The organism is Paenibacillus sp. SYP-B3998 (genome assembly GCF_010820665.1).
Classification (GTDB): domain Bacteria; phylum Bacillota; class Bacilli; order Paenibacillales; family NBRC-103111; genus Paenibacillus_E.
Genome location: NZ_JAAIKC010000001.1, coordinates 263,738 through 281,792 on the forward strand (window position 1 = coordinate 263,738; position 18,055 = coordinate 281,792).

The 18,055-nt window shown below is 35.1% G+C and carries 24 protein-coding genes and 1 pseudogene; 21 read left to right on the top strand and 4 right to left on the bottom strand.

The genetic code is table 11. The features are described 5' to 3' along the window. The first annotated feature begins 7 nt into the window (after positions 1 to 7). From GK047_RS01180 to GK047_RS01195, 4 genes and pseudogenes are all read left to right on the top strand, one after another. Positions 8 to 367, top strand: a complete 360-nt coding sequence (locus GK047_RS01180; RefSeq protein WP_163940313.1) for a hypothetical protein — start codon at positions 8 to 10, stop codon at positions 365 to 367. A gap of 317 nt (positions 368 to 684) precedes the next feature. Next, positions 685 to 1,122 carry a hypothetical protein gene (locus GK047_RS01185; protein WP_163940314.1) on the top strand — a complete coding sequence of 146 codons (438 nt, stop codon included), beginning with the start codon at positions 685 to 687 and terminating at the stop codon, positions 1,120 to 1,122. A gap of 85 nt (positions 1,123 to 1,207) precedes the next feature. After that, positions 1,208 to 1,465: pseudogene (locus GK047_RS29395) on the top strand (CPCC family cysteine-rich protein); the annotation flags it as partial. A gap of 291 nt (positions 1,466 to 1,756) precedes the next feature. Then, positions 1,757 to 2,176 (top strand): hypothetical protein, encoded by a 420-nt coding sequence (locus GK047_RS01195; RefSeq protein ID WP_163940316.1) that lies wholly within the window; start codon positions 1,757 to 1,759, stop codon positions 2,174 to 2,176. Positions 2,177 to 2,780: 604 nt separating this feature from the next. Here the strand turns inward: GK047_RS01195 and GK047_RS01200 are convergent. Next, entirely contained in the window at positions 2,781 to 3,467 is a 687-nt protein-coding gene (locus tag GK047_RS01200) for a hypothetical protein (RefSeq protein WP_163940318.1), read from the bottom strand. A 983-nt stretch (positions 3,468 to 4,450) separates the two neighbouring features. Between GK047_RS01200 and GK047_RS01205 the strand changes: the two genes are divergently transcribed. Further along, a complete protein-coding gene (locus tag GK047_RS01205; protein WP_163940320.1) occupies positions 4,451 to 4,894 on the top strand; it encodes a helix-turn-helix domain-containing protein in 444 nt (147 codons plus the stop codon). Between the two features lie 248 nt (positions 4,895 to 5,142). Continuing rightward, a complete protein-coding gene (locus GK047_RS01210) occupies positions 5,143 to 5,946 on the top strand; it encodes an imm11 family protein (protein ID WP_163940322.1) in 804 nt (267 codons plus the stop codon). 252 nt (positions 5,947 to 6,198) lie between these two features. On the opposite strand, the gene GK047_RS01215 is transcribed toward GK047_RS01210, so the two are convergent. Then, on the bottom strand, positions 6,199 to 6,951 hold the full coding sequence (locus tag GK047_RS01215; protein ID WP_163940324.1) for a hypothetical protein: 753 nt from the start codon (positions 6,949 to 6,951) through the stop codon (positions 6,199 to 6,201). Positions 6,952 to 6,982: 31 nt separating this feature from the next. Further along, positions 6,983 to 7,300 carry a hypothetical protein gene (locus GK047_RS01220; protein WP_163940327.1) on the bottom strand — a complete coding sequence of 106 codons (318 nt, stop codon included), beginning with the start codon at positions 7,298 to 7,300 and terminating at the stop codon, positions 6,983 to 6,985. Positions 7,301 to 7,678: 378 nt separating this feature from the next. Here GK047_RS01220 and GK047_RS01225 point away from each other — a divergent pair, with 378 nt between their 5' ends. From GK047_RS01225 to GK047_RS29400, 5 genes are all read left to right on the top strand, one after another. After that, a complete protein-coding gene (locus tag GK047_RS01225) occupies positions 7,679 to 8,338 on the top strand; it encodes a hypothetical protein (protein ID WP_163940329.1) in 660 nt (219 codons plus the stop codon). Between the two features lie 52 nt (positions 8,339 to 8,390). Then, positions 8,391 to 8,924 carry an Ig-like domain-containing protein gene (locus tag GK047_RS01230; RefSeq protein ID WP_346010266.1) on the top strand — a complete coding sequence of 178 codons (534 nt, stop codon included), beginning with the start codon at positions 8,391 to 8,393 and terminating at the stop codon, positions 8,922 to 8,924. Between the two features lie 63 nt (positions 8,925 to 8,987). Then, positions 8,988 to 9,119 carry an SHOCT domain-containing protein gene (locus GK047_RS30075; protein ID WP_275901615.1) on the top strand — a complete coding sequence of 44 codons (132 nt, stop codon included), beginning with the start codon at positions 8,988 to 8,990 and terminating at the stop codon, positions 9,117 to 9,119. A gap of 82 nt (positions 9,120 to 9,201) precedes the next feature. Beyond that, positions 9,202 to 10,668, top strand: coding sequence for a recombinase family protein (locus GK047_RS01235; RefSeq protein WP_240343728.1), 1,467 nt, complete (start codon positions 9,202 to 9,204; stop codon positions 10,666 to 10,668). An 8-nt stretch (positions 10,669 to 10,676) separates the two neighbouring features. Beyond that, positions 10,677 to 10,814 (top strand): hypothetical protein, encoded by a 138-nt coding sequence (locus GK047_RS29400; protein ID WP_240343729.1) that lies wholly within the window; start codon positions 10,677 to 10,679, stop codon positions 10,812 to 10,814. 10 nt (positions 10,815 to 10,824) lie between these two features. On the opposite strand, the gene GK047_RS01240 is transcribed toward GK047_RS29400, so the two are convergent. After that, positions 10,825 to 11,112, bottom strand: coding sequence for a hypothetical protein (locus GK047_RS01240; RefSeq protein WP_163940331.1), 288 nt, complete (start codon positions 11,110 to 11,112; stop codon positions 10,825 to 10,827). Positions 11,113 to 11,358: 246 nt separating this feature from the next. On the opposite strand from GK047_RS01240, the gene GK047_RS01245 reads away from it, so the two are divergent. The 10 genes from GK047_RS01245 to GK047_RS01280 all read left to right on the top strand — a co-directional run bounded on the left by GK047_RS01245 (position 11,359) and on the right by GK047_RS01280 (position 17,935). Beyond that, a complete protein-coding gene (locus GK047_RS01245) occupies positions 11,359 to 11,901 on the top strand; it encodes a histidine phosphatase family protein (protein WP_163940333.1) in 543 nt (180 codons plus the stop codon). A 48-nt stretch (positions 11,902 to 11,949) separates the two neighbouring features. After that, the gene (locus tag GK047_RS01250) at positions 11,950 to 13,089 is read left to right on the top strand and encodes a PIN domain-containing protein (protein ID WP_163940335.1); all 1,140 of its coding nucleotides are present in this window, start codon (positions 11,950 to 11,952) and stop codon (positions 13,087 to 13,089) included. A 140-nt stretch (positions 13,090 to 13,229) separates the two neighbouring features. Further along, complete coding sequence (locus GK047_RS01255; protein WP_163940336.1) at positions 13,230 to 14,105, top strand: alpha/beta hydrolase family protein; 876 nt, start codon at positions 13,230 to 13,232, stop codon at positions 14,103 to 14,105. 399 nt (positions 14,106 to 14,504) lie between these two features. Continuing rightward, the gene (locus tag GK047_RS29135; RefSeq protein WP_205516197.1) at positions 14,505 to 14,873 is read left to right on the top strand and encodes a hypothetical protein; all 369 of its coding nucleotides are present in this window, start codon (positions 14,505 to 14,507) and stop codon (positions 14,871 to 14,873) included. A gap of 148 nt (positions 14,874 to 15,021) precedes the next feature. Further along, on the top strand, positions 15,022 to 15,198 hold the full coding sequence (locus tag GK047_RS29140; protein WP_205516199.1) for a hypothetical protein: 177 nt from the start codon (positions 15,022 to 15,024) through the stop codon (positions 15,196 to 15,198). 313 nt (positions 15,199 to 15,511) lie between these two features. Beyond that, positions 15,512 to 16,168: an alpha/beta fold hydrolase gene (locus tag GK047_RS01265; protein ID WP_163940338.1), complete on the top strand. Its 657-nt coding sequence runs from the start codon at positions 15,512 to 15,514 to the stop codon at positions 16,166 to 16,168. A 235-nt stretch (positions 16,169 to 16,403) separates the two neighbouring features. Continuing rightward, positions 16,404 to 16,973 (top strand): SF0329 family protein, encoded by a 570-nt coding sequence (locus GK047_RS01270; RefSeq protein ID WP_163940340.1) that lies wholly within the window; start codon positions 16,404 to 16,406, stop codon positions 16,971 to 16,973. Between the two features lie 138 nt (positions 16,974 to 17,111). Next, complete coding sequence (locus GK047_RS01275; RefSeq protein ID WP_163940342.1) at positions 17,112 to 17,330, top strand: hypothetical protein; 219 nt, start codon at positions 17,112 to 17,114, stop codon at positions 17,328 to 17,330. Positions 17,331 to 17,366: 36 nt separating this feature from the next. Continuing rightward, the gene (locus tag GK047_RS29145) at positions 17,367 to 17,594 is read left to right on the top strand and encodes a hypothetical protein (protein ID WP_205516201.1); all 228 of its coding nucleotides are present in this window, start codon (positions 17,367 to 17,369) and stop codon (positions 17,592 to 17,594) included. Positions 17,595 to 17,617: 23 nt separating this feature from the next. Continuing rightward, positions 17,618 to 17,935 (top strand): pyrophosphohydrolase domain-containing protein, encoded by a 318-nt coding sequence (locus tag GK047_RS01280; RefSeq protein WP_163940344.1) that lies wholly within the window; start codon positions 17,618 to 17,620, stop codon positions 17,933 to 17,935. Positions 17,936 to 18,055 lie beyond the last annotated feature (120 nt).

Below are 18,055 nucleotides of genomic sequence, written 5' to 3' on the forward strand. Positions count from 1 at the left end.
GGAGGATATGTTGAAGAAAATTATTATTATTGCATCTTTCCTTATAATCATTCTCATCAGTTTTGCTATTTATCAATTTAATCAACCAGCCCTAACGAAAAATGATGCTATAGCTAAAGCAGGTATATATCTAACCACTGTAATTGAAAAAATGAATCTTCCTTATAACACGAAGAACGTAGAAGAAAGCAGTTGGTATATTAGTAAAAACGATTTTTGGAATAAGGCAATTGGCAATACAAGATGGATTGGTTTTATTGATGGAGTTGGTATTAACATAAAAGCGGATACAGGAGATTTTATTCAAATGATATTTCCACTAGATGGTGTCATAACGAAAGAGGAACATCCTGATTGGTTCAAATAAAAGAGAAGTTTCATATGATCTCGTTTGAGTTAAAGTCGAGGACGGGTAAAATAAAATTTGTCTCTCATTCTAGTAGGACCATCCCCTTCCTGTTGTTCGAGTGTGTGTATGTTAACTCTGATGGGAGGGGATGGCAAGTTGTTTGTTAGTTTGTAAGATACTTTAAATTTATTCTTGGAATTATTGGGATTTCGTATATATACTGGAATGAGTGAAGGCAGTAATAATCGGTTAAAAGAATGATTTTATTGAACGGGCTTTTAGTTTAAACAAAGATTATTTTTATTGACTATGTCCAGTAACATGGAGTTGAGTATATGAACATTAAACCAAATGCACAGGAGTTAACTAAAGTCAGTAATATTTTAGGCATAGATATAGTTATATTGAATGATAATGACTCGAATAATTACATTAAAAGTATAATCAATAAGTTTAAGCCTTTTAAAATTATAGGACACTTATCAATTGGAAATGATTCTCTAACTATCCCATTGGAAAAATACGAATTTTTATACTCTAAGTTATTAAATTGTGAGCCAGCTTACATTTTCTTTGACCAAGAAGGTTTTGATAGAAATACAGTTGTTGTAGTTAAGGATGCTAAGTTAATTGGGAGTTTAATGGAGAACTCTTATGGAATGGAGTACTTTATATCTAATGAAAAATTGGATTATCTGATTGCTGTAAATTGGTACGTGATTGAAGCTTCGGGGTCTGCAATAGAATACCTATCTAAATTAAGTTTGGGCTAAAACCCAAAATTTTATCTGTACATATTTGGAAAGCGAAGAACATAAAAGCACGATTTTATTTGTAAAAGTAAAGGGAGGGTTACTATTGCAAAAGTACACTTGCCCATGTTGTGGCTATAAGACGTTGGAAAGTGATGGTCATTTTGATATATGTGAAATTTGCTTTTGGGAAGATGACCCTTATCAAGAATTTAAGCCGTATGATGGGTATGGGGCTAACCATGTATCATTAGCGGAAGCACAAAATAATTATATTACTTTTGGAGCATGTGACAAGAATGGTATCGACAACGTACGGAAGCCAACTCATGACGAAAAAAGGGATGCTAACTGGAAACCAGTAAAGGAAGATGTAAGGGCAGACAACCTGTTTGAATTGAAACTTACTTGTAGAAAATTTAAGCAAGGTATCTATAGCATTGTTGAATTAGGGCGTAGCTTGGCATGGATAGATGTACCAAATGAATTTGTTCATATTGTAAAGGATGCTGAAAATCAGCTTGAAATGATACGCTTTTGTTCGAGTGATTACAAGCAACAAGAAGAAGCAGATGAAGTGGTTAAACGGTTGCAAGAACAGTTGAATATCGAAATAGAGGATTAGTTAAAAGAGCAATTTCATTATGGGGGTATAATGAAGAAAAGATTAAAGAAGAAACTAGGCTTACCTTGGTTGTATCCAAATAATGTTTTGCAAAATGCAATACGTCTGAACCGCCAGAATAAGCGTAATAAGAGTTGGTACGTTTTACTCTATGAGTTTATTCCAATAGGGGCAAAGGATTATGAAGCCTTATGTAAAGAATATTGGGATGATGAAATCCAAACAAGCAAGTATGCATATGCCACACATTGGTTAATTACCTTATGTTATTATGACCACAATATCCCACGTATTCTGATAGCACCCACAGCAAGTGACGGGAGCAGTCCAAGCATTTCACCTGTTGGGATGACTGTATACGATAGGAAAAATCCGCCAGAATTAGATTCTGTTTTGAGAACTTTTAATCAGAATGTGGAAACAATGAACAACGATAAATATTGGAAATGAATTCAAATAAAACATAGATTTCATAAATGAAAGAAATTCAAAAAAGGTTGGTATGAAATGACAAAAAAATCAAAATACATACTGTATAGTGGTTCTTTACTCTATGCTGTAATCATTTATTTACATATTAGCTATCAATGGCAGTTTCTCACTCTGTGCATAATTTCACTTATATTATCATTCTTGGTTGATGAGCCAAGTAAAAGTTACATTAGAAAATTAATTAAAGTATTTCTTTTGGTTCTGTTTGTTGGTTCATTAATGTTTGTTGCGATTGCTTTGTTAATGGTTCTAGCAAAGAATTTGTTTTGAAATGATATTCAATAAAAGAGAATAAAATTGAGGTTTTATTGGGAGTTGAATCACGATGCAAGTTATAATTAAAAAAGTCAGATCGGAGTATCCATATAGACTAGTTCTCTAATTGGGAATAGAATCCAAGCCTTTGAGGTTTCGACTGCTTGGACTCTATTCGGTTAGAAAGTGCTACAGAACGAGCAAAGTGATGATCGTATTCTACATAATGTTGTGACTAAGGAGATTTGGGAGAAGAGTAACTGAATTGCAATTTGATAATAATTGAGAAGACATGAAGAACTTGAATTTAGTAGCGCTTTGTGATTAATATGCTTGATGTAATGTCGTTAAATCCGTATGGAACCAAATCGGGAATCGTGATGCCCTGTTGATAAGGATTAGCACTAAAACTCAAACTTCTTCCAGTAAAGTCTGCATGTTCGAATATCGTTATATCGTAGAAGCCGACGATACGAATGGATGAAATCTTGTCATTAAGCGGGATAGTGTTCGCGCTTGAGTTTAACTTGATCCAATCGCCGCTCATTCCGTAGTTATCGTACAAGTAAACTCCATTAAGCGCTTCAGCTTGAACAGGCCCATTAACCCACAAAGAAGAAGCTTCATCGTTCCCAATATATTCGTCACTCATGTCACGATCATTGAACAAATAAGTAGTGCTACGTCCATTATAAGCTAAGTGTTCGAAAACAGTTACACTGTATCGATTATCTACAATCTTGATTGAGGAAGCCTTGTCATTGAAGCTATAGATGGGTGGGTACCCCCCAATTTCATCAAGTCTAAGAATCCTCTGGTCCGCGTATAGAGGCATGCAATAACCTTGATAGTCTGCATCTTCACACAAATATGCAACTGGTTGAGGACCAATGATTGAACCTGTCCCATTCGCAGATACGGGAACTGACCATAATGTAACAAAAAGCAACAAATACGTTGTTAAAGCACCTATTAACTTCACTACACCTTTCATTTTAAATCCCCCCTATTTAACTAATTTTTACTACAAATATACTTTATTACAATTATCAAAATATGGCAATATATTTATTTTATTACTCAACTTCACATATAATGTTAATTGATATTAGTTCAAAAAATAATTTAAATAAATTGGCTGCGTGTTATTTTTATATTGCTATTAGGAGAAAGATTGGTAATGAAACTGAGATTTCATGGGGAAGGACTGAATGATGGACGAGAAAGTAGAAGTTAAAGATACTGCTGTTTGGAAAGAGGAAAGAGGCAGTTGGAGCAACTGGAACCATTAAAAGTGTATTAACCAATATTTCAAACTCAGAAGACCTTTATCTTATTAACTTCGATGACGCAAAAGTTTTATTAAATAGTCGATCATATGGAGGATTTACCTTCAGATATGACGATTTATAATTCCTTTAAAACGGATACTTCATGTACTTAAGTTTATACAAAGATTTAAAAGTTTTGAAAACCAATATATCCCTTTCAAGGTCTCCACACATGTGGAGTGCGTGGTAAGGATATATCGAGAGGATTGAAATAATTTTAAAGTAAGGGGCTTTCTTAAGAGGAGGTTCTTTTTTTGTGCACACTTCGATTACTAATGTATTAATTTGGTGAAAATTGGTATAATTAATGTAGTGAAATTCAGATTTTATCAAAATACGATAATCAGTTAATCATACTTGATTTGAATGTGTCAGTATGATTTATGAAATTGACCCAAAAAAATTCCTGAACAGTTTAAAAATAAGAGAATAGTTATTGAAAATCTCGATGATGAGGGTGAGATCATATCATCAATGGTACTGGAATTTTATGATAAAGAAGCTGTTTTATCAGCACTATGGGCTAAGCACGGCCCTATAATTTATGTTAGAGAAAAATATAGTCACCTGTTCAACGAAAATGAGTTTGAATTGGTCGAAAAAGTGTTTTATACAAATAAAAGTCTGATTTTATAAGAGGTGAGTCATGGGTAATTATGGGTGGACAGAAGAACAAGATAAAATACTTGCTGAAACTGTACTATCTTTTTTGAATAAGGGTAAAACAAGACTTGCTGCATTTGAGATTGCTGGAGCGAAACTTCTTAAAACCGCATACACTTGTAAAGCAAGATGGGATAACGTTTTGAGGGACAGGTATAACATTCCAAAAGAAGTATCTACTCAAGTTATCGATCCTGATTCGCTTGGATTTAGGTTGAAAGCACTTAGAATAGCAGTGGGTTTGACTCAGGAGGAACTTGCAAAGAATATATCTCTTGTAAGCAAATCAAGTGAACTAAGATCATTAATTGCTAGTTATGAGTTGAATAATAGTAAGCCACCAATAGATGTTATTGTTAAACTATCTGATTACTTCAATGTGAGTTGTGATTTTCTATTGCGCGGCAAAGAGTTTGAAAGGCGATGAAACACGGATTTTATAAGGAGATGATTGGTAATGGTTTTAAATAATTTCATTCACAATTGCACATGTGGAAGGAAATGGGAAGTTGTTAAGCGCAAATTGATAATTAGAGATAATGATAGTGAAGTGTGTAAGTGTGGAGAAACGATCATTAGTTGGAATGGAGCAGTTATGTATATTGCAAAATTGATTTCGAACGAAGAAACCAAATAAAAGACTGGTTTTAATCAAAATTGGGAGGTAAGTTTTAGATGAAAGTATATCTATTGGATACTCATCCATACTTTTTGCAATTAGGGTATAAAGACTACGAGGAATATAAAGAGCATAAAATTTTATTTAAGGGGAATTCGCTAAAAGAAGCTTGGAATATTTATGAGATGATTGTCGAAAAAGAAGGAGAGCATTCCGATTTTCCATATGCCAACCTTGGAACAGTCATGGCGTCGGAAAGAGTTAGAAATTTATTAATTGAAAAATTACAAAATAACATAGAATTTTTGCAAGTAACCACACCTATTGGGAGTCATTATTTTATTAATGTAATTAATAAGTTAGATTGTATTGATCATGATAATTCACTCGCCAAAAGATATTCGGACGGTATGTTGGACGAATACACTAACCTCAGTCTATTGGAAGACAAATTACAAGATCAGTATATCTTTAAAATATATGTGCCAGAAATTAATGATGTTCTATTTAAAACATATGTAACAGATAAGTTCAAGTCAATTTTAGAGGGCAATAACTTGACTGGATATCAATTAATTGAGGTTTGGGACTCTGAAATATCTTGGCAGGAAAAAGAACGTAAGTACAATGATTTGATCAATTCGATAACTGAATCGCTAACACGTAAATTCGATTTTGGTGAAGCGTGTAGACTTGTAAAAGAAGAGAATGCAACTGTCTTTAGTGAAAAATGGTCAATGAAGTTGACTACAGAGGGAGAACTTTCATTAGGAAGACTTCTTGAAGATGGTACATATTCATGGATATTACCAGCATACTACCCTCCCGTTATTCTATATCAAGATTGGGGCGTTAAATAATTAATCTTCCGATAAAATACTAGTTTCAATAGGAGTTATATGAGTGTATATAATCTTGATTCAATACTCCTATATTAAGTACAGCAATAACAGCAATAACTAAGTTTATGTGTCGGAAGTGAAACAATTTATGAAGCGGATAAACTCATAAAATTTTAATTTTATCGGAGCAGATTGCATTTAGACTACTAACATAAAAAAGCAGGAGAGATTAATCTCACTGCTCTTTGGAGTGCTATATTTACCATTTATTTACATATTATTAGAGAATGGAGTTAGAGTCCAGTTACTTCCATATCCACTTAGTTTGCACTCAAGAGTAACTCCTACAACCGGATCTCTAGCAACACTCCCAGATTTTGCGGTATCTACAGATGTCCAGTTTGAAGGCGCAGTATATGAAAAAGTATCAAATGGGGGATTAAATGTTTGGGATTGTTGAACAGGCGTAACACCATGAAGTCCTGTTGTTCCCATTCTCACCACTTTGTTCGTAACAGCTACTACCGGATCAGAGTTAGCAAATCCGCCTGTAGCTGATGTAAGTCTCCAATAATCACGACCATTTTCTGATGTTCTTTCAACATAAATCGTTGAATATACCCTAACTGATATTGTCTTATCCCAATCCTCATTGCTTTTAGATTCAGTGGCAGCGGTTACAGCAAAAGTTTCAACAATATTATTATCAGGAGTTAAGGCTCTTTCCAAAAGTTGAGCAGTGCGGTATTTAGTTACTTTAAACTTACCTTTCTTTCCTGAATCTGAAGTTAGCGTGGTTTCAGAAGATTCAACTGTACTATCATCTGATTTATAATCGGTAATTCCTTTTTCTGCTCTTTCGATCAATGAGTCTAAATTGGAAATCTGATCTGCTTTATAGAGTACCTTCTTGCTATGCTGGTTGCTGTTTTGATTCTGTTCAGGAGAGGCGAACGCTAAAGAAGCTGAACTAATAAGTAACATTGAAGTGAGGCATAAAGTAACTGCGATTTTCTTTTTCATAGAGTGTGACTTCCTCTCAGTATGTATTGTGCTAATCTTTAAAAATAGAGTATAAAAATAATAGTCCACTTACTGTTGCTAAAATATTAATGTTTGGATTGAGATTGAATAGGATATTGATAGGTTGAAAAAATGACAATACAAAACAAGGCAATAAAATAATAATGGCAAGAGGCAGATTGATTTTTAATTTCCATCTACGTATTAATGGAATGGCAATATACACTCCTAAGAAAAAATAAATCAAATAAATATCCAATGTATGAATTTCATAAGTTTGCTGAGCTTGCTGTTTAATTTTTTCTTCAAAAAAACTAACTAACCGTAATACCAATACAAATCCTACCATCCATAAAATGTATAGAAGGTATTTAAGTTGTTTTCGACTCAATCTTCACTCCACCTTTTGTAAATCATCAAATTGTTGTGGTATCAACACCTCACTTATACCGAACTTGCCTTTATCAATAACTTTTTCCACATATTGAGAATACCATGTTATTATTAAAAATGGAATAGGATGTTAGAATTTAGGGAAAAATGTAAAACTATGAGAGTACATGTGAGTCTAATTTACTAGTAAACTTTCAATTGTTTGATGATGATGCCCCATGAAATGCAAGTTTCAATGGATTAGTTGAAATTAATTAACTTCACAACAGAGGAATTCTGCTGAAAATGTCGAATAATGGAAATGGGATAAAATAAGAGTAAGGTGGTTAACCTCTTGGTTAAAGCATTTAGAACAATTTTCATTGTATCTGTTTTGAGTTTTACTGTTTTAGTTGCATGTAATAATTCCGATTCATACAAAAAGAAAATCTCTGCTTTGGAAACTGAAAACGAGGGTTTAAAGAAGCAAATAGAGGAATTTAAAAAAACTATGCTTCGAGAAAAAGAAACTGCTTCTCCAATTCCATCGCTTTCAGATAAAAAAGCAGAGAATATTAAGAAAACTATTGAGGAAAATAAAGCAATAACTGTGGTAGATGTTGGTGAGTTTACCTTAAAAAAAGCAGTATTTGCAAAAGAAGTTGCGCCACCAAAAGCTACTGGAAATACTATAAAATTTGAAAATAAAGAATCTATCATATACTTGGATACTATAATTAATTTGAAAAATTTATTACCAAACTCGATGTTCGTCGGAAGAATTGTTGACGTTAAAGTGAAGTACGATGGGAAATATAACTACAACTCCTTTGGACTAGTTGAAACTTTTAAAGGAGCAAATTTTGGCTTTGCTAGTGAATCAGTAATTGACCCTTTGCATACTGAAATTGTGCATTTTGTCACTGAACTACCTGAAGAAGCATCTACAGATGGAAAGTCAATCCAGATATCAGTATTATGCAATGAGGAAGAGTATATTTATAATTTACGATAAAGGATAGAGTTTAATTGTTATAAAACTATGCAGTTAGAGGGTATTTGTGTACGTGCTGATCAACGATTGTTTAAAATTGAATGTTACAGCTATGGATAATGGGAGTCCAGTTGCAAATCCAACGATTACTTTTACATCAAGCGATCCCAGTGTTGTTAGTATAGATAATCAAGGTAGGGTCATAGGGATACAAATGGGACAAGCAACGATAACCGCGAAATTGATGTATCATTCAAGCATTGTAGCTACGATTCAGATTACAGCAGTTGAGATGCTGACACCTACATATACGATTTCGGTAACAGGTAATTCTACTATTAAAGTGGGTCAAACCGCCTCTTACGTCAGCCATATTTATGACAATGGAACAGAAGTGTTTGACCAGTCTGTACAGTGGAGTTTGCGAAATGAAGATCATTCGAATTCTATAATGGGGAATATCACAGCAAGCATAGGAAATAGTCTAACATTGAAGGCTGGCAGCAGTAGTAGATATATCAACAAATACATCGTGTTGATTGCCACGCTTACGAGCGATCCCACGATTACAATAGAAAAGACGATCCAGCTTAAAAGTCTATTATAACCACCAAACATACGGCTTGCCCTCGTGGGTGGGCCTATTTTTATTTATAAGGAGTCAACACATATGAACAAGAAATCTATCGATTACATGCTAAGCGTAAGCCTATTAAAGCAATTAAAATCACAAAATTTAATCACCGAAGAAGAGTTTACGGAGATCGATTTATTGAATAAAAAGTCCTTCAACAGCCCGTAGAATGGGTTGAAATGGACTTGATGATGTGTAGAAGTAATCGTAACATGTGACAGTAAAAGGAATATATCTAAGGGGGAATTGTATGGTAAAAGTATTGAAGAAAGTAGTCGTTGTACCAGTCAAATCGTTAGACATTATAGATGGAATTATGAGAATACAAAAGAAACGAGTAGCAGCGTATTGTCGAGTGAGTACTGAGCATATGGAACAAAAAGAGAGTTACGAGAACCAATTACGACATTATACTCGGTATATTCAAAACAATCCTGATTGGGATTTCGTAGACATCTATGCCGATGAAGGAATATCAGGCACTGGAACCAAACACCGAGCTGATTTTAATCGGATGATACAGGATGCGCGGGAAGGCAAGATAGACTTGATATTGGTCAAAAGTATATCGAGGTTTTCGAGGAATACTTTGGACTTGTTGAAATATGTGAGGGAACTGAGAAGCCTCGGAATAGCCGTATTATTTGAAAAAGAGAACATCAACACACTTGAATCATCCGGCGAAGTATTCTTAACCATTTTCAGTTCGATTGCTCAGGATGAAAGTCGGAATATCTCGGAGAATTCTAAATGGGGCATTCAAAAAGGATTTCAGAATGGTAAAGTACACTGTAACACCACGCGTCTCCTCGGCTATGATAAGGATAAGGAAGGCGAACTTATTATTAATGAAAAGGAAGCCGAAATTGTACGCCGTATTTATGAAGAGTATTTGGAAGGGAAAAGTTATCAAGCGATAGCGAACGGCTTGATGAAGGATAAGATCCAGACTGTAACAGGGAATGTGAAATGGTGGGATTCGACCATTACGATCATACTAACCAATGAGAAATACTACGGAGCTTTACTTCAGCAAAAGACAGTCACGGTTGATTTCCTCACCCATAAGCGGGTTAGAAATAAAGGACAAGAACAGCAATATCTGATTGAAGATAACCATGAACCTATCATATTCAAAGAAATGTTCGAAATGGTACAGAAGGAAAAGGAACGCCGAGCAAAGCTAAAAGGAAGTGTGATGGGAGAGCATAAGAAATATTCCAGCAAATATTCACTTAGCGGTAAAATATTCTGTGAATGCTGTGGAGCTAATTTCAAACGTCGAACATGGAACAGCAATAATATATCCAAGAAAGTTGTGTGGCAATGCCGAACCTATGTGAATGAAGGCAAAGAAGCTTGTGATGCCAAAGCAGTAGACGAATATGTGTTGCAGGATGCCTTTGTACGGGTATTCAATCGGATGCATGAAAACAAAGATAGATTTATTCGAACGCTGAAGGCGAATATTGAAACGATACTGTCAAAGCGTGATGGGCATGAGCCGTTACTTCAAATAGAGCAGAACATTGAACAGTTAAAAGCAGATCTCAAGGGATTAGTTAGTTTGAAACTTCGGGATCAGATTAACGAGACTGTATATAATGAAGAGAATGTCCGGCTATCCTATGAGTTGGATGAACCCGACATAAGAGGGCTATGCTGGAGAAGGACAGAGATCAGAAAGAACAAATTGCACAACAAGTTAGTGAAATGATAGAAGTCATGAACGAAAGACAGGGTTTACTTGAACAATTTGATGATGACCTATTTAATGCGCTGGTAGAGACGATAACCATTCTCTCGCCAGCGCATTTTGTTTTTGTATTGAAAAGTGGGTTAGAGCTTGAAGAAGAAGTATAGGAAGATACGACTAAGGAAACTTGGAGAGTTGGTTGACGGGGCGAGTAATGCTGATCCCGTCTTTGACTCCTTGAATATATAGCCATTCTTTTTCAGAACCATGTTTGCGAGTGAGGGCATCTTCCCATTCGGTGAATAGATTGTTGGTAGTTTCGTTGGAGCTAGATTTAATATGATCCGATAACAGTGAAATTTGCTTGTTAAACGGTGAATGTGGATTTTGTTGCTCGACGATGAATGATAACTCATCAAAACGATGTTTAAGCGCATGAATGAACCAATCTGGAAAATCTCCCATAGTGTTATCCCCTTCCTGTTGTTCGAGTGTGTGTATGTTAACTCTGATGGGAAGGGATGGCAAGTTGTTTGTTAGCTTGTAAGATACTTTAAATTTATTGTTGGAATTGTTGGGATTTCGTATATATACTGGAATGAGTGAAGGCAGTAATAATCGGTTAAAAGAATGATTTTAATTGAGCAACTTATGGTAGATTTGGGTTTATGACAGTGGAGAAAAGAGATATAAACGAAGCGAGGGAAACTTTTGAATATATACATAGTAAGGCATTGTAAGGCAGAAGGGCAGTCACCAGAAGCAAATCTTACCCAAGATGGACAGAATCAAGCGGAAAAACTAGCTGAATTTTTATTGGGTAAGAACATTGATGGAATTATATCAAGTCCTTTCGCAAGGGCATATCAATCAATTTATCCTTTTGCAATGAAGTCTGAAATAAAACTGATAACAGATAATCGCCTTTCGGAAAGGATATTATCTGACGAAAATCATCAAAACTGGCGTGAAATGCTTCGTAATACATTTATTGATTTTGAATTACGTTACGACGGTGGAGAATCAAGTAATGGGGCGACAAATCGTATTTTGGCAGTTATCAGGGATTTGAAGAATAGCGGACTAAACAACGTTGTTCTAGTTACTCATGGCAATCTAATGTCGTTATTACTTAAACATTATGACAATCGATATGGATTTGAAGCATGGGAAGCATTAACGAATCCTGATGTATATCAACTAAATTTTAGCGGTGTTTTGTCGTCTACAGTAAGTCGAATTTGGGTTGAATAAAATTGAGATACAAGCACGATTTTATTTGGAGAGGATATGGTTTCAATCATGGAAGTGAACTCTTATACCTTATGGATTGAAGCAGAGAATTGGGCTGAAGGAGAATGGGATGAGTTTGACTCCAACACGGATGTGATTGTTCACTTTCCAGATGCGTCAAAATGGATTGCTTCTTTTTTTACCTATAAAAATATTAATACACTTGTTGAAAAGAACATAATAAGTGGCGAGTGTTTGCATGGTAGATACTACTGGTCAAGTGACTTGATACTTATTCAAAAATGCAGTAGAAATCTAATTGAAGAAGTGGTCAATTACCTAAAGGAATTTAAACGACGAGCAGCAGATGTCCAGATCCAAGCATTGAAGAGTTTTAGAGAAGCCCACTCAAGTCTATCTCACGCCCCAACTAGCTTATTACAAGGACTCGAAGCATATGAAGAATATAAACTGGCTAAGAGTAACTTCAAGAAAATATCAGATAAAATAATTACTGAATTGCAGTCCATCTCGGAGGATAGAAGTAAGGATATAGTTTTTAAAAGTGTATTGGAAATTTATTATCTAAAGGGAGTAACTTGTGTTGAAAATAATCCAGCTATAATTGAAAGAGCAAAAATCAGGCACTTACTGGGCGAGCCTCCGGGGTCTAATAGCGTAACTATTGGAGATGAAGTTATTTGGGAAGCTTTGCTTGACACAGTTCAAGAAGATCTAATAATTATTACTAATGATAAATCCTTCAAAAATAACATTATTGTTTTGAAAGATGAATTTAATGAAATAACTGGACGTAACCTTTTTATGGTAGAGAAATTATCTGAAGCTATTAAGATGTTTGGAGGTTTGCCATCGAAATCATTAGAGGATTATGAGAATAAAGTCAAATTAATGACTTATGCCGAGGTAAAAGAAAAAGTAAAACAAAAAGGTTATAATTACTTTCCTGGAGATATTCATATAATAATTTTTAGTATTGGACCTGATAAAATTGTTAACATGTCTGAAGAAACATTAAAGCAACTGTTAAATGATATGAAAAGTGACGAAATAAGAAACATAAGGGATAGCGAAAATGTAGAACTAAAAGAAGCCATTTTAAGGCTTGAAATTTATGATTTAGAGCAAAATTCTGTAACGGATTCATACGTCAGGCGCATTAGGAAAGAAGCAATGACTTTAATATAGTGATGTATAGTATTTTAAGCCTATTTTTGAGTTGATACAAAAAATGATGTTTCAATAAAAGAGAAGATTTATTGTAGTGTTCGAATAACCACAGAGAGACCAAGTAGATATAAATTGTAGAACGTGAGGACTATTGCTCAATGATAAAGCAGGTATTTTTCCTATCATTCATTTGTTTTATTTTAATTTCTTGTTCATCGAATCGTGCCACTTTAGAAAATGATAATTCACAAAGTTTTGAGCGTAGCAGAACAGGTTTCCATACAAAATTGATAAAAAATGAGCCAGCCCCTCAAGAGTATTCTAAAGATCTACCTCCAAGAGGTGTTTCGGAAATTAAATATAAATCAGGTGATTTGGAGTTAAGAGCGTGGATATCTGAATTACCTAACAATGGAGAACAACATCCTGCGGTTGTTTACGTTCATGGTGGCTTTTCTTTTGGAACAGAAGATTGGAAAAATGCAAAAAGGTTCCAAGATGCTGGATACATTGTTTTAACACCAATGTTAAGGGGGGAAAACGGTAATCCAGGAAGTTTTGAATTATTCTTTGGCGAAGTAGATGATGTTATTTCAGCAGGGAATTTACTGTTATCATTCAAAGATGTCGATCCTAAAAGAATCTTTTTAGCGGGGCATAGCTCAGGTGGGACAATTTCAATGCTTGTTTCTATGCTACCATCGACATATAGGGCAATTGCTACTTATGGTGCGGCACCAGATCAAGAAAGATTTTTAAAAAGTGGTTGGGATAAAGTAGCTCCTTTTGATGCGAAAGACGTAACAGAAGTGGCAATGAGATCACCAAATAAATTCATTCAGAGTATCCAGAAACAACTAATTGTTTACGTTGGTAAAAAAGATACAGATCACTTAAAAGAAAACAATAATTTTGTTCAAACTGCGAAGCAAAATGGGGAAAGTTGCGACTTTACTTTAATAGAGGGCGACCATTTTACTTCACTGGACAAGTCAATATTAGACAGCATAGACAAGTTTAATAAAATGCAATAACAAATTTTGGAATGGTTCCAGTAGGAATCAGATTAGATGGTTGCAAGAAATATATCCCTTTCACGGTCTCCACACATGTGGAGTGCGTGGTTGGGATATATCGGAAAGGCCTAAACCACATTTCAAAACAATAGATTTTGAACTATCTCATGTTGAGATTGCATGAGATAGTTTTCTTGGGTTTTACTCAGTGGGAGCATGTTTCGCTTGCAGTGAAAATGTCAGGGGTTCGACTCCCTTCCGCCTCCACCACTAAAACCAACAAATTTCGACAAGAAGTTTGTCGGTTTGTTTTTGCGAAAATTTATGATATTTTGTAATAGAAAAAAATTGCATATCTTCGTCTTAGGCAAAGAAGGCGAACTATGGGTTATTTATAACACGAAAGGCAGAATAAATATGGGTGATATAATCGGTTCCTTACCGGAGAAAGGCGAAAAGAGAGCCAATGAAATTTTAGCATTGGGAAATGATAAAACAAATGCGGAAGCGCTAATGACCCTGATTTCAACGGAAAAAGGGAAATGCAAAACAGCCGCGCAGAAAGCGCTTGCCCAGCTTGACGGGCTGATTCCTGTTTTTACGAAAGCAATTTTAACAAAGCCAAAGGAAACCGTATATGATGAATTTTCGAGATACTTGACTGACCGCAAAACCGCTGTTTATCTATATAATGTTTTCGGAATACTTTTCTATGAGGACTGTCCTAAGGCATTTGAAAAAGATAAAAATTACATAAAAAGCCATAAAAAGGATATTATGCGTTGATTTTTTTGGCAATGTCTCCTATGGTTTGTATGATACTCAGCACTCGTTCAAATGTCCTGTTGAACTTGATGAAAGCTGGCTGTTCTAGCTTGCGAAAAATCCCGAGGAAGAAAAACCAAAAGTTACACTGCAAAGTTATAATCGCCGTATGGGCGGGGTGAAATATGAAGATTATGATGAGATGCTCTTGGGTTTGTTGCCGCTTGAGATAGAAACCGGAGAGTTGAAGCAGGCTTTAGCCAATAACTATTTAATACGGTCAAAGACAGATGCTGGACAAAGCAGTGTATACGTGATGCGTTGGAGCGTTTTTCAAAATAAATGAGCACAGATTATGAGCATTTGGCTTAGTGCGCCCCATGGGTCGAAGGCGGCTAATATATGCTTCAATGAAAAATATCTTTTTTCCCTATTGCTCCATAATTTTTTTGTCGAAACCTGTCGAATTTAAGTAGGTAAATACTGGTATTTAAGTAAATATTATTTATATTTTGTGTGCCTTTGGCAATAGAGGTGCAGATTTATTCACAGTTTTTATGGTAAACTTGTTTTGTCTCTTTTAGGCACACTTTCTACAAATAGGAACAAGGCAAGGGAATCATGATAATAGGCAGAATAAGCCCAAAAGGAGCATTGGAATGTTAGTAAACATAAATGGTACAACGATATTTTATAGAACAGCAGGAACGGGATCACCACTTATCTTATTACATGGTAATGGTGAAGACCATCATATTTTTGATAAGATAATAGAGAAATTGGAGGGCGATTTTAGCATTTATGCAATTGACAGCCGGAATCACGGCCAGAGCATGAAAACAGGGGATTACTCGTATGAAACCATGTCTGAGGACATTTATGCATTCATTCAAGCCTTGAAATTAGAGAAAGTTAACGTTGTCGGTTTTAGTGACGGTGCAATTGTTAGTTTGATTCTTGCGATGAATCATGGAGAGTCTATTGAAAAGATGGCTCTGCTGGGGGTCAATCTTAAACCAGAAGACTTTACGGAGAAAAGCTATCAATTCATCATGGATACCTACAAAGAGACAAGTGATCCTTTATTTAGATTAATGCTTGAGCAACCAAATATCGAACTCAAAGATGTCGAAAAAGTGAAAACCCCTTCTCTAATAATTGCTGCTGATAACGATATATTTAAACCGGAAACTTTTGTGAAACTTACAGAAGCCTTACCTAATGCGGAATTGAAAATCATGAAAAACCATGAGCATGATAGTTATATTGTAGACCAAGATATTCTATATGCAGATTTTATTCACTTTTTCAAATAGAGGATTTACTCACTTTTAGTCTGAGGCGTAGGTAAACAGAATTATATCCCGCCTATTTGGCCTGCACAACCGGGCTTACAACAGATGATGGCTCATTTGGATTTTTCTGTCCCGGATAATGTTTGAAGACGTAAGAGAACAGCTCAGGATAAATGGCTGATGTTGGTTATTGTATTATGGATAATAGAACGAGTGCCTCAATAGGTATTTATAATATAGAACATAGGAGGATTACATGGCCTGGAGCAAATTGAAGCAACATCTGGAGGGTTTTCTCTGTCCTGCGTTATATGGAAGAGTCGAATACCGTGCAACTAGCTACCGCTATTTACCTGATAAAGCAGGACTTTGTTATATTATGGTAGATAAAAAGAACGTACTCAATATGAGTGATATAACTACCTTAATCAGATGGTATCAGACGGAGCTGGAAATTAAGAATGATTCAGATATCCAAATTCCTATCAACAATGAAGAAATTGAAGCGGTCAGAATAGATACCAAGGGGGTAGTTCCGGAGGAACGTCTAAAAGTAATTGCAAGAAGTAGAAAAATATCAGAATATGCAAAGGAGATTTTGTCTGCACAGTCATCATTAAGTAAATCAAATTTTACCGTTGTAGCTAATAAGTTTTTATCCACTTCTATAGAGGACAGCATAGAGAGTGATGATATTTTATTGAATATTTTAGCTTTGGTGGACAGACGAGTTGGCAAAAAGCGGATTTTAAACATGACCGAGATGATGAAGTTAAAGCATCCAATTGTACAGTATTTTTATGAACTACGGCTTAGTACGTTATGAAAATAAATAACTCATTCACCTCCAATCGGGAGGTTTTTTCATGTGAGCATATACTTACTAACAGATTAGTCTCGGTTGTACGGTGTATAATGATGGAAATCATTTGTCGAATAAAGGAATTTCCAGTGAATAATTCAAATGACAGGATTAAAAATGTGTTTATTAATATTTTCCCTTCACAATATAAATCCTTTTGTCTTTTTTCTTGGCTTATGGTTTATTACTTTGGAAGAACTAGCTGTTCCATTTTCTAATAATTTAATTGAACATTTGAAACTCAATGATAAACAAACCACTTCCCAATCGAGTACTATGCTCAATGCTTGTCGGCAATTTATTGCTGGAGAAATTTTATAAATGAGCAACTGATCCAGCAAACAGTAAAATATGGTTTTGTTTGTGAACCAAGGGGATATCCCAGTAAAATTTTTCGAGAGTGACAGGAAGGCAAAGCACAGCTTTATGATTGATAGCCATCATCCGCTAAGAGAGACTTTGATAAATCAATCTGGAAAAACTGAAGTTGAACGAGCAAAATTTTTAGGTGATGTCGACAGGCAAGTCATAAACAAACTTATACATCGCTGGCAGCCAGTATATGAATTTGAAGCTGTATTTTAAAATATTATTAGGGGGGAAATCAAGTGATAGTCTACAACAAACTTATTCGAGATAAAATCCCGCAAATTATTGAATCTAAAGGCAAGAGAGCGGAAGTTCGAGTAATGGATACTGATGAATATGCAAATATGCTTAATGTAAAGCTTCAAGAAGAATTGGATGAATATAAAGAAGCAGGAGAAGCAGACCAAATTGCTGAATTAGCTGATCTGGTCGAAGTAGTTTATGCGATTTTGGATAATAAAGGAGTAAGTATTGATAGTTTTGAAAAGGTTAGATTAGATAAACAGGCAGAGCATGGTGGTTTTAAGGACAAGTTATTATTGGTTAAGGTTGAATAAAAATCGGAGCCGTATCCTTTTTAGTCCTTAAACTTGAAGATAGAGAAAGAGGGTATAAGTGGCCGCAGCGATTTGAATACCTACCACCAGGCTTCTGGTCAAAGGTGAAATCCATCATAT